The organism is Micromonospora siamensis, assembly GCF_900090305.1.
Taxonomy (GTDB): domain Bacteria; phylum Actinomycetota; class Actinomycetes; order Mycobacteriales; family Micromonosporaceae; genus Micromonospora; species Micromonospora siamensis.
On sequence record NZ_LT607751.1, the window covers coordinates 2350784 to 2365017 of the forward strand.

10 protein-coding genes are annotated in these 14234 nt (G+C 75.1%); 9 read left to right on the forward strand and 1 reads right to left on the reverse strand.

The genetic code is table 11. The features are described 5' to 3' along the window. Window positions 1-33: 33 nt before the first annotated feature. Entirely contained in the window at window positions 34-4809 is a 4776-nt protein-coding gene (locus GA0074704_RS10850; RefSeq protein ID WP_377471690.1) for an Lhr family helicase, read from the reverse strand. 172 nt (window positions 4810-4981) lie between these two features. Between GA0074704_RS10850 and GA0074704_RS10855 the strand changes: the two genes are divergently transcribed. The 9 genes from GA0074704_RS10855 to GA0074704_RS10895 all read left to right on the forward strand — a co-directional run bounded on the left by GA0074704_RS10855 (window position 4982) and on the right by GA0074704_RS10895 (window position 14066). Next, window positions 4982-5359 (forward strand): hypothetical protein, encoded by a 378-nt coding sequence (locus GA0074704_RS10855; RefSeq protein ID WP_088970387.1) that lies wholly within the window; start codon window positions 4982-4984, stop codon window positions 5357-5359. A 153-nt stretch (window positions 5360-5512) separates the two neighbouring features. Beyond that, on the forward strand, window positions 5513-8347 hold the full coding sequence (locus GA0074704_RS10860; protein ID WP_088970388.1) for a Na+/H+ antiporter subunit A: 2835 nt from the start codon (window positions 5513-5515) through the stop codon (window positions 8345-8347). Next, on the forward strand, window positions 8344-8823 hold the full coding sequence (locus tag GA0074704_RS10865) for a Na(+)/H(+) antiporter subunit C (RefSeq protein ID WP_088970389.1): 480 nt from the start codon (window positions 8344-8346) through the stop codon (window positions 8821-8823). Before GA0074704_RS10860 ends, GA0074704_RS10865 begins: the two co-directional genes overlap by 4 nt. A gap of 2 nt (window positions 8824-8825) precedes the next feature. Beyond that, window positions 8826-10331 carry a Na+/H+ antiporter subunit D gene (locus GA0074704_RS10870; RefSeq protein ID WP_088970390.1) on the forward strand — a complete coding sequence of 502 codons (1506 nt, stop codon included), beginning with the start codon at window positions 8826-8828 and terminating at the stop codon, window positions 10329-10331. Beyond that, window positions 10328-10885, forward strand: a complete 558-nt coding sequence (locus GA0074704_RS10875; RefSeq protein WP_088970391.1) for a Na+/H+ antiporter subunit E — start codon at window positions 10328-10330, stop codon at window positions 10883-10885. Before GA0074704_RS10870 ends, GA0074704_RS10875 begins: the two co-directional genes overlap by 4 nt. Beyond that, window positions 10882-11145, forward strand: a complete 264-nt coding sequence (locus tag GA0074704_RS10880) for a monovalent cation/H+ antiporter complex subunit F (protein WP_088970392.1) — start codon at window positions 10882-10884, stop codon at window positions 11143-11145. The genes GA0074704_RS10875 and GA0074704_RS10880 overlap by 4 nt, the downstream gene beginning before the upstream one ends. Continuing rightward, the gene (gene mnhG, locus GA0074704_RS10885) at window positions 11142-11492 is read left to right on the forward strand and encodes a monovalent cation/H(+) antiporter subunit G (RefSeq protein ID WP_088970393.1); all 351 of its coding nucleotides are present in this window, start codon (window positions 11142-11144) and stop codon (window positions 11490-11492) included. Before GA0074704_RS10880 ends, mnhG begins: the two co-directional genes overlap by 4 nt. Window positions 11493-11652: 160 nt before the next feature. Further along, window positions 11653-13005, forward strand: coding sequence for a hemolysin family protein (locus GA0074704_RS10890; protein ID WP_088970394.1), 1353 nt, complete (start codon window positions 11653-11655; stop codon window positions 13003-13005). Next, window positions 13002-14066 carry a hemolysin family protein gene (locus tag GA0074704_RS10895; RefSeq protein ID WP_088970395.1) on the forward strand — a complete coding sequence of 355 codons (1065 nt, stop codon included), beginning with the start codon at window positions 13002-13004 and terminating at the stop codon, window positions 14064-14066. The genes GA0074704_RS10890 and GA0074704_RS10895 overlap by 4 nt, the downstream gene beginning before the upstream one ends. The last annotated feature ends 168 nt before the right edge of the window (window positions 14067-14234 follow it).

Consider the following 14234-nt stretch of genomic DNA (forward strand, 5'->3'; position numbering starts at 1 on the left):
TCGCGGCCGCGCGGTCGGCCCGGGACCGCCGGGTCAGCCGCGCAGCCGCAGGCCCCGCGGGGTGGCCCGGAAACCGGCGGCGGTGAGCGCGTCACGCAACGGCGACGAGCCGACCGCCTCGCCGTCGGCCCGTTCCACCGACATCGCCCCCAGCGCCCCGGAGTGCACCGCGTCGGCGAGCGCCTTGCCGGCGGCGGCCAACGCGTCCGGGTCGTCGGTGAACGACAGCAGGGTCCGCCCGCCCCGCTCGACGTAGAGCGCCAGCTCGCCCTCGACCAGCACCACCAGCGCGCCCGCCTTGCGGCCGGCCCGGTGCCCGGTCGCCGGGGCGGCGCCGTCACCGGAGTCCACCACCCGCTCCGGCCAGGGCAGCGCCGCGCCGTACGGGTTGGCCGGGTCGGTGGCGGCCAGCACCAGGGTCGGGCCGCCCCGACCGCGGCCACGGTCCGTCGGGTCGGCCAGCGACCGCAGCCGGTCCACCGCGCCGGGAACGGCGAACTGGGCCGCGCCCAGCCCCTCGACGAAGTAGCCGCGGCGGGCCGCGCCCCGTTCCTCCAGTGCGGACAGCACCGGGTAGACCGCGGCGAAGCCGCCCACCACCTGCTCGGCCACCACCGCGCCCCGGGTGACCACGCCGTGTCGTTCCAGCAGCAGGTCGGCCAGCGCGGCGGCCCGCCGGGTCGGGTCCAGGTCCCGGTCCGGCAGGCGCGACCAGCGGCCCGCCACGGTGGGCGGGCCACCGCGGCTGGGCAGCGCCACCCGGCCGGGCCGGCGGTAGCGGGTGCGGGGCGCGGACGGGCGGGACCGGTGCGCGCCCCCGCCGCCGATCGCGGCGCGCAGCGGGGCCAGCGTGTCGTTGGTGAGGTGCCCGGCCCAGACCAGGTCCCAGATCGCCGCGGTCAGCGCCGGATCGTCGGTCGAGCCGACCCGGTCGGACAGCGAGCGGAAGAAGAGCGCCTGCCCGTCGGCGAGCGCCGCCAGCACCGCCTCGTGCAGCGGGGTGACGGCGAGGTCGGGGTCCGGCGGGGGGAGCAGCAGGGGCGCCGCGTCGGCGTACGCCAGGGTGACCCAGCCGTCGCCGCCGGAGATCGCCCCGGACCCGGCCCAGAGCACCTCGCCGCTGGCGCAGAGCTCGTCGAGTTGGGCGGGGGAGTAGTCGGCCACCCGGGCCGGCAGCACCAGGCGTTCCAGCGCGGACGCGGGCACCGACGCGCCCTGCAACTGCTCCACGGTGGCGGCGACCGCCTCGACGCCGCGCGCCGACGCCCCGACCTGCTGCCAGCGGGGCAGGAACGCGGCCAGCGCCTTCGGCGGGACCGGTTCGATCTCCCGGCGCAGCGCGGCGAGGGACCGCCGGCGCAGCAGCCGCAGCACCTCGGCGTCGCACCACTGGGTGCCGACGCTGTCCGGGGCGAACTCGCCGGAGACCACCCGCCCGGTGGCGGCGAGCCGCCGCAGCGCCTGCTCGACGACGAACACGCCGAGGCCGAAGCGGGCGGCGCAGGTGGCCGCGGCGAACGGGCCGTGGGTGCGGGCGTACCGGGCGACCAGGTCGCCGAGCGGGTCGGCCACCGGGGCGAGGTACGCCTCGGCCACCCCCACCGGCAGCGCCACGCCGAGCGCGTCGCGCAGCCGGCCGGCGTCCTCGACGCCCACCCAGCGTTCCTGCCCGGCGATCCGCACCCGCAGCGCCCGGCGGGCCGCCTCCAGCTCGGTCAGCCAGGCGACGGGCGCCCCCCGTTCGGCCAGTTCCGCCTCGGTGAGGTCACCGACGACCCGGAGCAGCTCCACCACGTCCTCGGCGTCGCGGGCGCGGCGCTGCTCGGTGCGCCAGCGCAGCTGCCGTTCGGTCTCGGCGAGCACCGCCGGGTCGAGCAGTTCGCGCAGGTCGACCCGGCCGAGCAGCTCGCCCAGCAGGGCGGAGTCCAGGGCCAGGGCGGCGGCCCGGCGCTCGGCCAACGGGGCGTCACCCTCGTAGAGGAAGGCGCCGACGTAGCCGAAGAGCAGCGAGCGGGCGAACGGCGACGGGCGTTCCGACTCCACTTCGACCAGGCGGACCTTGCGGCTGCCCAGGTCGCGCATCAGCCCGGCGAGCGCGGGCTGGTCGAAGACGTCCTGGAGGCATTCCCGGGCGGCCTCCAGGGTGACCGGGAAGTCGGCGTACTCGCGGGCCACGTCGAGCAGTTGGGCGGCGCGCTGGCGCTGCTGCCAGAGCGGCTGGCGGCGGCGCGGGTCGCGGCGGGGCAGCAGCAGCGACCGGGCGGCGCACTCGCGGAACCGGGAGGCGAACAGCGCGGAGGTGCCGACCGACTCCTCGACCAGTTGGGCCACCTCGTCGGGCTCGAAGACCACCACGTCGGCGCCGGGCGGCGAGTCGGCGGTGTCCGGCAGCCGCACCACGATCCCGTCGTCGGAGGGCATGACCTGGGCGTCCACGCCGTAGCGTTCGGCGAGCCGGCGGCCGATGGCCAGCGCCCACGGGCCGTTGACCCGGGCGCCGAGCACCGAGTGCACGGCCATCCGCCAGTCGCCCAGCTCGTCGCGGAAGCGTTCGACCACCACCGTCCGGTCGTCGGGGAGCGAGCGGGTGGCGGCCTGCTGCTCCCGCAGGTAGGCCAGCAGGTTGCCGGCGGCCCAGTCGTCCAGCCCGCCGGCTCGTAGGGCGGCCGACGCGTCGGCGTCGTCCTGCCGCAGCAGCGCCCGCACCCGGGCGCCGATCGCCCGGCCCAGCTCGACCGGCCGGCCCAGCTGGTCGCCCTTCCAGAACGGCATCCGGGCGGCCTGGCCGGGGGCGGGGGAGACCAGCACCCGGTCGGGGGTGATCTCCTCGATCCGCCAGGACGACGAGCCGAGCAGGAAGACGTCGCCCACCCGGGACTCGTAGACCATCTCCTCGTCCAGCTCGCCGACCCGGGCGGCCCGTTCGGCGCCGGCCAGGAAGACCCCGAACAGGCCCCGGTCGGGGATGGTGCCGCCGCTGGTGACGGCGAGCCGCTGCGCGCCGGGACGGCCGGTGAGCACGTCGGCGGCCCGGTCCCAGACGAGCCGCGGCCGCAGCTCGGCGAAGGCGGTCGACGGGTAGCGCCCGGAGAGCATGTCCAGCACGGCGTGCAGCGCCGAGTCGGGCAGCTCGGCGAAGGGCGCGGCGCGGCGGACCAGCACCGCCAGGTCACCCACCCGCCACGGTTCGAGGGCTACCATCGCCACGATCTGCTGGGCCAGCACGTCGAGCGGGTTGCGCGGGTAGTGCAGCTCCTCGATGGCGCCGGTGGCCATCCGCTCGGCGACGACCGTGCAGGAGAGCAGGTCGCCGCGGTGCTTCGGGAAGACCACGCCGCGGGAGACCGCGCCGACCTGGTGTCCGGCGCGGCCGACCCGTTGCAGGCCGGCGGCGACGCTGGGCGGGGCCTCGATCTGCACCACCAGGTCGACCGCGCCCATGTCGATGCCGAGCTCCAGGCTGGAGGTGGCCACGACGGCGGGCAGCTGGCCGGACTTGAGCGCCTCCTCGATGTGCTTGCGCTCCTCCCGGGAGACGCTGCCGTGGTGGGCGCGGGCGATCACCGGTGGCGCCCCGGCCGCCGCGCCGGCCTGCGCCATCACCTCGGCCGGCTGCCGTGGCGCCCGCAGCGGCCCGACCGGGCCGCCCCACGCCTGCGCCCCGCTGCGCCCGCCCCGGGCCGGTCCGCCCGGGAGACCACCGTCGCCGGCCATCGGGCCGTCGTCGTCCGGCGTCGCCCCGGGTACGCCCACCGCCTCCCCGCCGTCGGCGGTGCGACTGCCGTCCGGCCCTTCGTCGGCCGCGGCCTGCAGTTCCTCGGCGGCCAGCTCGTTGAGGCGGGCGCAGAGCCGTTCGGCGCTGCGCCGGGAGTTGGTGAACACGATCGTCGAGCGGTGCGACCTGATCAGCGAGAAGACCCGTTCCTCGACGGCCGGCCAGATCGAGGCCCGGCGCGGGCCGGGGCCGCCGAGGTCGTCCTGCGGGGGCTCCTCCTCGCCCAGCCGGGTCATGTCCTCCACCGGCACCTGCACGCTGACCTCGATGGTCTTCGCGCTGGCCGGCTGGACGACGTCGACCGGGCGGGCGCCGCCGAGGAACCGGGCGCAGGAGTCGATCGGTCGGACCGTGGCGGAGAGGCCGATCCGCTGGGCGGGCCGCTCCAGCAGCTCGTCGAGGCGTTCCAGGGAGAGGGCGAGGTGGGCGCCGCGTTTGGTGCCGGCGACCGCGTGCACCTCGTCGACGATCACCGTCTCGACCCCGCGCAGGGAGTCCCGGGCCGCCGAGGTGAGCAGCAGGAAGAGCGACTCCGGCGTGGTGATCAGGATGTCCGGCGGGGTGCGGGCGAAGGCCCGGCGTTCGTCGGCCGGGGTGTCGCCGGTACGCATGCCGACGGTGATCTCCGGCGGGGCGATGCCCAGCCGGGTCGCCGCCTGGCGGATGCCGGCGAGCGGGGCGCGCAGGTTGCGCTCGACGTCGACGGCGAGCGCCTTGAGCGGGCTGACGTAGAGCACCCGGCAGCGACGCCGGGCGTCGGCCGGCGGCGGCTCCTTGGCGAGCCGGTCCAGCGACCACAGGAAGGCGGCCAGGGTCTTGCCGGAGCCGGTGGGCGCCACCACCAGCGCGTTGCGTCCGGCGGCCACCGACCGCCACGCACCGGTCTGGGCCGGGGTGGGCGCGGCGAAGGCGGCGGCGAACCACTCCCGGGTCGCCGGGCCGAAGCCCGCCGTCACCGCGGTGGGGTCGCCCGCCGGGGCCCGCCGCCCACCGCGGCCCCCGGCCGCGCCCGCCTCGTCAGTCACGGCTCCCATCCTGCCTCGCGGGTCCGACATTCGACCGGCGGCGGACAGCGCCTTGTCCGGCTCCGGGGCCATACGTGGCGGATGCGGTGGTTGACGTGTTAAGTCTTACTTAACTGCTTGCTTGTGACGTGCAACATAAAGTAACTTCACTCGCAACGTGGCGGCGGGTGGAGGGAAGCGGATGGCGGTCGACGAGGCTGGCTTCACGCCCGGCACCGACGTGCTCATCCGCAAGGTCGACAGTCATCTCGTGGCGCTCCGGGCCAGCCTGCGCGGTCCCGAGCTGGAGCTGGCCGAGCAGCTCGCCGCCGGCCTCAAGGAGCTGGTGGTGGCCACCGCCCAGGCCAGCGCCGCCGACCGGGGCCAGGTCCGGGCCGCCGTGCACTACTTCGTGCTCCGCCGGGAGAGCCGTGGCCGGCTGCTCTCGGTGCGGTCGCTGGCCGCCGCCCAGCGGGTGGTCAACAAGGTCGCCCGGCAACTCGGCCGTCCCGACCTCGCGGTGGAGCCGCGGGCGACCCGCGAGGCGGCCCTCTCCACGGCGGACCCGGCCACCCGCTGACCCCGGCCGCCCGGGCGGTCAGGCCGCCCGCACCCGGCGAGTCGCCCGGCGAATCTCGCGAAAACGGCCCGTGGCGGCCGGGAACTGACGTCTGATCGTTCCTGGCCGGGGCGTTTCCTCCCGGCGCCCCACCGGCCGACGGGGGAGGGACGGGTGCTCGTACTGCTGCTCCTCCACCTCGTCGCGGCCCTGGTCGCGCCGCTGCTGGTGCACCGGTGGGGACCCCGGGCCTGCTATCCGCTGGCGCTGGCGCCGGCCACCGCGTTCGGCTGGGCGCTCACCCGCACCCCGGCGGTACGCGACGGCGGCGCGGTCGTCGAGACGTACGACTGGATCGCGCAGCTGCACCTCGACGTGGCGCTGCGGATGACGACGCTCTCCTGGTTGATGACCCTGCTGGTCGGCGGGGTCGGCGCGCTGGTGCTGGTCTACTGCGGACGGTACTTCGAGCCGGGCTCGGTCGGGCTGGCCCGGTTCGTGGCGGTGCTGGTGGCGTTCGCCGGGGCGATGCTCGGCCTGGTGCTCGCCGACGACCTGCTGCTGCTCTACGTCTTCTGGGAGCTCACCACCGTCTTCTCGTACCTGCTGATCGGGCACAGCACGGAACGCCGGTCCAGCCGCTGGGCCGCCGCCCAGGCGTTGACCGTGACCACCCTCGGCGGCCTGGCCATGCTGCTCGGCTTCCTGATCCTCGGCGCGCACGCCGGCAGCTACCGCTGGTCGGCGATCTCCGGCGCGCCCCTGCCGGGCGGCACCACGGTCGCGGTGGCGGTGCTGCTGATCCTCACCGGCGCGCTGGCCAAGTCGGCGATCGTGCCGTTCAACGCCTGGCTGCCGGTGGCCATGGCGGCGCCCACCCCGGTCAGCGCGTACCTGCACGCGGCGGCGATGGTGAAGGCGGGCGTCTACCTGATCGGGTTGCTCGGCCCGGTGCTCGCCGGCGTCGGCCCGTGGCGGCCCGTCCTGCTCACCCTCGGTCTGGTCACCATGCTCGCCGGCGGCTGGGCGGCGCTGCGCCAGTGCGACCTGAAGCTCCTGCTCGCGTACGGGACGGTCAGCCAGTTGGGCCTGCTCGCCGTGGTGATCGGCGCCGGCACCCCCGACGCGGCGCTCGCCGGGGTGGCGATGCTGCTGGCGCACGCGCTGTTCAAGGCCGCGCTCTTCCTCGTCGTCGGCATCATCGACCATGACGTCGGCACCCGCGACCTGCGGGAACTGTGCGGGGTGGGACGGCGGGCGCCGGTGCTGGCCACGGTGGCCGCGCTCGCCGCCGCCTCGATGGCCGGGGTGCCGCCGCTGATCGGCTTCGTGGCCAAGGAGGCGGTCCTCGCCGCGTCGACCGAGCGGCCGCTGCTGCTCGCCGGGCTGGTGGTCGGCTCCGCGCTCACCGTCGCCTACAGCGTCCGGTTCCTGTGGGGCGCGTTCGGCAGCCGGCCCGGGATCGCGCCGACCCAGGTGACGCCGGCCCCGTTGGCGATGCTGCTGCCCCCGGCCCTGCTCGCCCTGGCCGGGTTGGCCGCCGGTCCGGCCGCCGCCGCACTGGACGGCCTGCTCCGCCCGTACGCGGAACTCTTCGGCGTCCCGCACGAGAAGCTGGCGCTCTGGCACGGCCTGACCCCGGCCCTCGGCCTGTCGGCCCTGGTCCTCGCGGGCGGCTTCGGCCTGCACGCGGTCCGCGGCCCGCTCGCCCCGGCGCTGGCCCGGCTGCGCTCACCGGTGGGCGGCAACCAGGGGTACGAGTGGGTCACCCACCGCTTCGACCGGCTGGCGATCGAGGTGACCAGCGTGACCCAGCGCGGCTCCCTGCCGCAGTACCTGGGGGTGATCCTGCTGACCCTGATCCTGGTGCCCGGCGGGGCGCTGTTCACCGCCCGGCCGTGGCGGTCCCGGATCGCCCTCTGGGACACCCCGTTGCAGCTGGTCGTCGGCCTGGTGATCACGGTGGCGGCGGTGCTGGCCGTCGGCGCCCGCCGCCGGCTCACCGCGATGCTGCTGGTCGGCGTGACCGGCTACGGCGCGGCGATGATGTTCGTGCTGTACGGCGCGCCGGACCTCGCGCTGACCCAGTTCCTGGTGGAGACCGCGACCATCGCGGTGTTCGTGCTGGTGCTGCGCCGGCTGCCGGAGCGCTTCTCGGCCCGGCCGCTGCGCCGCAGCCGCTGGGTACGCCGGCTGATCGGCGTCGGCGTGGGCGTGGTGCTGGCCGGGTTCGCGCTGGTGGCGGCCGACTCCCGGACGGCCGTGCCGATCTCCACCGCCTTCCCGGACCTGGCGGTGGCGCAGGGCTACGGCCGCAACGTGGTCAACGTGATCCTGGTCGACATCCGGGCCTGGGACACCATGGGGGAGATCTCGGTGCTGGTGGTGGCCGCGACCGGGGTGGCCAGCCTGATCTTCGAACGGTCCCGGACCGGGCCCCGGCCGCGCCGGGCCGAGCCGGTCGCGCCCCACCCGGACGACCGGCCGGTCTGGCTGCGCGGTGGGGCGACCCTGCACGAGCGCCGCCGGTCGATCGTCTTCGAGGTGGTCACCCGGCTGATCTTCCACACGGTCGTGCTCTTCTCCCTGTTTCTGCTCTTCTCCGGTCACAACGCCCCCGGCGGTGGGTTCTCCGGCGGCCTGGTGGCGGGCCTCGCGCTGACCGTGCGCTACCTGGCCGGCGGCCGGTACGAGCTGGCCGAGGCGGCGCCGGTGAGCGCCGGCACGGTGCTCGGCGCCGGCCTGGCCGTCTCGGTGGGCAGCGGCGTGGTGGCCCTGCTGACCACCGGCACCGTGCTGGAGAGCACCAAGGTCGACCTGCCGCTGTCCTGGCTGGGCGGGCCCTATCTGGTGACGTCGCTCTTCTTCGACATCGGGGTCTACCTGATCGTGGTCGGCTTGGTGCTGGACATCCTGCGCAGTCTCGGCGCCGAGGTAGACCGGCACGTCGAGGCGGCCGGCAAGTCGGAGCGGGGGCTGGTGGTCGACCACGAGGGGGACCCGACGTGACGCGCAGCGGGGCCGGGCCGACGCTGGTGCTCGTGCTGGCCGTCGGCGTGCTCGCCGCCACCGGCGTGACGCTGCTGCTGGAGCGCAGCCTGACCCGGATCCTGCTCGGGGTGATCCTGCTCGGCAACGGGGTGAACCTGCTCATCCTGCTGGCCGGCCGGTCCGGTGAGGCGCCGCTGGTGGACGGCGTCGACGGCGGCCGGATGAGCGACCCGCTGTCGCAGGCCATGGTGCTCACCGCCATCGTGATCACGTTCGGGCTGACCGCCTTCCTCGCCGCGGTCGCCTACCGCAGCTGGTACCTCACCGGCGACGACGAGGTGCAGGACGACCTGGAGGACCGGCAGGTCGTCCAGCTCGCCGAGCGCAACGAGGTGGCCAACCGCGACCTCGGGGGCGAGGGCCCCGGCGACGACCCGGAGCAGGTGGACCCCGGCCCCGCCCGGCGCCGGCTCAGACGGGCGACCGAGCAGTGAGCATGAGCGAGCTCGTCCCGCTGCCGGTGGTGGTGCCGTTGCTGGGCGCCGCGCTGACCCTGCTGCTCGACCGGTGGCCCCGGGTCCAGCGGACGGTCAGCGTGGTCGCGCTCGGCACCAACCTGGTCGTCGCGCTGGTGCTGCTGACGTGGGCGTACCGGCACGGGCCGGTGGTGACGCAGGTGGGCGGCTGGCCGGCGCCGGTGGGCATCGTGCTGGTCGCCGACCAGTTGGCGGCGCTGATGCTGGTGGTCTCCTCGGCGGTCACCCTCTGCGTGCTGCTCTACTCCATCGGGCAGGGCCGCGGGGAGACCAGCGAGTCCGCGCCGGTGAGCATCTACCACCCCACCTACCTGGTGCTGACCGCCGGCATCACCAACGCGTTCCTCGCCGGGGACCTGTTCAACCTCTTCGTCGGCTTCGAGATCCTGCTCGCGGCGAGCTTCGTGCTGATCACCCTGGGCGGCACCGAGTCCCGGATCCGCACCGGCTCCACGTACGTCGTGGTCAGCCTCCTGTCCTCGATGCTCTTCCTCACCGCGGTGGGCCTGGTGTACGCGGCCACCGGCACCCTCAACCTGGCCCAGCTCGCCACCCGGCTCGACGCGCTGCCGCCCGCCGTACGCCTGGGGTTGCAGTTGATGCTGCTGCTGGCCTTCGGCGTCAAGGCGGCGGTCTTCCCGGTCTCCGCCTGGTTGCCGGACAGCTACCCGACGGCGCCGGCCCCGGTGACCGCGGTCTTCGCCGGCCTGCTCACCAAGGTCGGCGTGTACGCGATCATCCGGACCGAGACGCTGCTCTTCCCCGGCGGCGAGGTCGCCGGGCTGCTGATGGTGGTGGCCGGGCTGACCATGCTGGTCGGAGTGCTCGGCGCGGTGGCCCAGTCGGACCTGAAGCGGCTCTTCTCGTTCACCCTGGTCAGCCACATCGGCTACATGATCTTCGGGGTGGCGTTGAGCACCACCGCCGCGCTCTCCGGAGCGATCTTCTACGTGGTGCACCACATCACCATCCAGACCACCCTGTTCCTGGTCGCCGGCCTGGTCGAGGAGCGGGCCGGCAGCACCGACCTGCGCCGGCTCGGCGGCCTGGCCCGGGTCGCGCCGCTGCTGGCGGTGCTCTTCTTCGTGCCGGCCATGAACCTGGCCGGCATCCCACCCTTCTCCGGCTTCCTCGGCAAGCTGGGACTGCTCCAGGCCGGCGTGGCCGTCGGCGGCGGGCTCGCCTGGGTGCTGGTCGTCGCGGGTACGGTGACCAGCCTGCTCACCCTCTACGCCGCCTCCCGGGTGTGGAACATCGCGTTCTGGCGGGCACCCCAGATCGCCACCGCCGAACCGGTGACCCGGCTGCCCAACCTGATGGTCGGCGCCACCGCCGCCCTGGTGGTGCTCGGCTTGACCCTGACCGTGGCCGCCGGGCCGCTGTTCCGGGTCACCGCGGACGCCGCCGCCGACCTGCGCCAACGCACCCCGTACGTGCGGGCCGTGCTGCCCGCGGGCACCCCGTGACCGCCGCCGGCCGGTCCGGCCGGTACGGGCGCCGCCGCGACCAGCTGGCCGCGCTCGGCTGGCTGGTGCTGGTGTGGAACCTGCTCTGGGGGAAGTTCTCGGTGGGCAACCTGGTGGGCGGGGTGCTGGTGGGCGGGGCGGTGCTGCTCTTCTTCCCGCTGCCGCCGGTCTCCTTCGCCGGCCGGCTGCGCCCCCGGGCGCTGCTGGTGCTGGCCGGGACGTTCGTCGTCGAACTGGTCAGCGCCAGCGCCCACGTCGCCGCCATCGCCGTCCGCCCCGGCTACCGGCCGCGCGGGGCGATCATCGGGGTCCGGCTGCGGGTACGCACCGACCTCAACCTGGCGCTCACCGCCGAACTGCTCTCACTGGTCCCCGGCACGCTGATCCTGGAGGTGGACCGGGACGCCGGGATCCTCTACGTCCACGTCCTCGACGTGCGCGGACCGGCCGACCTGACCGGCTCCCGGGACCGGGTCCTCGCCGTCGAGGAACGCATCGTCCGGGCGGTCGGCTCGGACGCCGAGCTGCGCCAACTCACCGGAGGCACCCCGTGACCGTCGTCCTGGCCGTCGTGCTGACCGTGCTGCTGTCGGTCACCGCCCTGCTCGCCCTGGCCCGCATCTACCGGGGGCCGTCGCTGCTGGACCGGGTGATCGCCGCCGACCTGCTGCTGGCCACCATGCTCGGCTCCGTCGGCGCGGAGGCCGCCGTGACCCGGCACGCCACCACCCTGCCGGTGCTGGTGGTGCTCTCGCTGCTGGGCTTCGTGGGGTCGGTGGCGCTGGTCCGCTTCGCCGCGAGGGAGGAAGCATGAGCGTCGTCCTCGACGCCCTCGGCGCGGTGGCGCTGGTGGCCGGCGCGCTGCTCAGCCTCGCCGCGGGGATCGGGGTGCTGCGCTTCCCCGACGTGCTGGACCGGATGCACGCCGCCACCAAACCGCAGGTGCTGGGCGTGCTGTTCCTCCTGCTCGGGCTGGCGCTGCGGCTGCGTACCCCGGCGGACCTGGGCATGATCGCGTTGGTCGGGATCTTCCAGCTGGCCACCGCGCCGGTGGCGGCCCAGATGATCGGCCGGGCGGCGTACCGGTCGGGGCGGGTCGACCGGGACCTGCTCGACGTCGACGAGCTGGCCGAGCACGAGCCACCCCGAGCGACCCGATAGGGGACGGCGGGGCACTTTGTCCCACCTTCAGCGGGCGTTCAGCGGACGCCGATAGAATTGCTGGCATGATCGACTCCTCTGCCCCGGAGGGCAGCAGTAGCCAGCCGGGTCGTGCCCGGCGATTCCCCGCCCCGACGTCCCCGGGAGCCCTGAGCGTCCCGTGTTGATCGTCGTCGGCCTCGTCCTCATCATCGTCCTCACCGCGGCCACGGGATACTTCGTGGCCCAGGAGTTCGGCTACGTCGCGGTGGACCGCGGCAAGCTCAAGCAGCTGGCCGACGGCGGTGACCAGAAGGCCGCCAAGGCCCTCGAGGTCACCGGCCGCCTCTCCTTCATGCTCTCCGGCGCCCAGCTCGGCATCACGGTGACCGCCCTGCTGGTCGGTTACGCCGCCGAGCCGTACCTCGGCGCCGGGCTGGCCGAGCTCTTCGACTCGGCCGGCGTCTCCACCGCGGTCAGCCTCACCCTGTCGGTGGCGCTGGCCCTGATCATCGCCACGGTCGTGCAGATGGTCCTCGGCGAGCTGGCCCCGAAGAACCTGGCCATCGCCCGCGCCGAGCCGCTCGCCCGGGCCCTGGCCGGCTCCACGCTGATGTACATGAAGATCGCCGGCCCGCTGATCACCCTCTTCGACCGGGCCGCCGTGCGGCTGCTCCGCCGGGTCGGCATCGAGCCGATCGAGGAGCTGCCCAGCGGGGCCACCCCGGAGGACCTGGAACAGATCATCGCCGAGTCCCGCGAGGAGGGGCACCTCGACGCCGAGATGTCCGACCTGCTCGACCGGGGTCTCGACTTCCGGGAACTGACCGCCGGGGAGGCCATGGTGCCCCGGGTCGACGTGCACACCGTACGGGCGGAGGACCCGGTCAGCCGGGTGGTGGACCTGCTCGACACCGGCCACTCCCGCTTCCCGGTCCGCGGCACCGAAGGCGTCGACGACCTCGTCGGCGTGGTCGGCATCGCCGACGTGCTCGGCGTGCCGCCGGCGCAGCGGGCCACCACCGCCATCAGCGCAGTGGCCACGCCGCCGCTGCTGGTGCCGGAGACCCTGCCGCTGCCCACCGTCCTGGACCGGCTGCGCTCCGGGCACCGCCAGCTCGCCTGCGTCGTCGACGAGTACGGCGGCTTCGCCGGCGTGATCACGCTGGAGGACATCGCCGAGGAACTGGTCGGCCCGATCCGCGACGAGGACGACCCGCCCGAGCGTGCCCCCGCCCGCCAGGACGACGGCTCCTGGGTGGTGCCCGCGCGCTGGCGGATCGACGAGGTGGCGGACAGCACCGGCATCGCGCTGCCCGAGGCCCCCGAGTACGACACCCTCTCCGGGCTGGTCATGCGGGAGCTGGGCCGGGTACCGGAGGTCGGCGACCGGCTGGAGATCGAGCTGGCCGCCGACGGTGACGAGGCCGGCAGGGCGCTGGTCGAGGTGCTCGCCGTGGACCGGCACGTGGCCGACTCCGTACGGCTGCGGACCACCGCCGGCGCCCGCCGCGGTGAGGAGGAGGCGGCATGAGCCCCGGTGTGGCACTGCTGGTCTCCGTCCTGCTGCTCGCCCTCAACGGCTTCTTCGTGGCCGCCGAGTTCGCCCTCGTCGCGTCCAAGCGCTACCGCCTGGAACAGGCGGCGGCCGGTGGCGGCCGGGCGGCGCGGGCCGCGCTGGACGGCGTACGCGAGCTGTCCCTGATGCTGGCCGGCGCGCAGCTCGGCATCACGCTCTGCACGCTGGGCCTGGGTGCGCTGGCCGAGCCGGCGATCGAACACCTGCTCAGCCCGGTGCTGCACGCGGTCGGGCTGCCCACCGCGGCCAGTCACGTGGTGGCGCTGGTGTTCGCGCTCGGCCTGGTGACCTTCCTGCACCTGGTGGTCGGCGAGATGGCCCCGAAGTCGTGGGCGATCACCGACGCGGAACGGTCGGCGACCCTGCTGGCGCTGCCCTTCCGGGCCTTCGCCCGGGTGGCCCGGCCGGTGCTGTCCGCGCTCAACGCCCTGGCCAACGGCATGCTGCGACTGGTCGGCGTGCAGCAGCAGGACCAGCTCGCCCAGGTGCACGGCCCGAGCGAGCTGCGCATCCTGCTGGAACAGTCCCGCGAGCACGGCCTGCTCGAGGCCGGGCAGCACCAGATGCTGACCAGCATGCTGGAGTTGCAGGGCACCACCGTCGCCCAGGTGATGGAGCCGTTCGACCGGATCGTCACGGTCGGCCGGCACGACCCGGCCGAACGGGTCGAGCAGGTGTCCCGGGACAGCGGCCGGTCCCGGCTCGCGGTCCTCGACCCCAGCGGCGAGGTCTGCGGCCTGGTGCACGTACGCGAGGCGGTCCGGGCGGTCACCACCGGCCGGGCGGCCACCGCGGGCGAGCTGATGTCCCCGTCGTTCACCCTCCCGGCGACCTCCTCGGTCACCGAGGCGGTGGCCGCGATGCGGGCCCGGCAGTCCCAGCTGGCGCTGGTCCGTAACGGCGGCGGCCCGACCCGTCCGATCGGGTTCGTCGCGCTGGAGGACCTGCTGGAGGAGGTCATCGGCGAGTTCGACGACGAGACCGACCCGGTGCCGCGCGGCCGACGCCTCCGCTGACCCGATCCGCGTCCGAACTGACCCGTACCGCCCGCCGCCTGCCGCACCGATCACCCCGTGTGCGGCAGGCGGCGGTGTCGGTATGGTCCCGCCGGCGGTGGCTCTGCGACGGCCTGACCAGCCCGTCCGCCGGCAGGTCGGGCCGCCGCGTGAGGGCGGCGGGGCGGG

Excerpts from the sequence above, each read along its gene's own strand:
- GA0074704_RS10850 (WP_377471690.1), bottom strand. The coding sequence starts at position 4,809 with ATGGGAGCCGTGACTGACGAGGCGGGCGCGGCCGGGGGCCGCGGTGGG.
- GA0074704_RS10855 (WP_088970387.1), top strand. The coding sequence starts at position 4,982 with ATGGCGGTCGACGAGGCTGGCTTCACGCCCGGCACCGACGTGCTCATC.
- GA0074704_RS10870 (WP_088970390.1), top strand. The coding sequence starts at position 8,826 with ATGAGCGAGCTCGTCCCGCTGCCGGTGGTGGTGCCGTTGCTGGGCGCC.
- mnhG (WP_088970393.1), top strand. The coding sequence starts at position 11,142 with ATGAGCGTCGTCCTCGACGCCCTCGGCGCGGTGGCGCTGGTGGCCGGC.
- GA0074704_RS10895 (WP_088970395.1), top strand. The coding sequence starts at position 13,002 with ATGAGCCCCGGTGTGGCACTGCTGGTCTCCGTCCTGCTGCTCGCCCTC.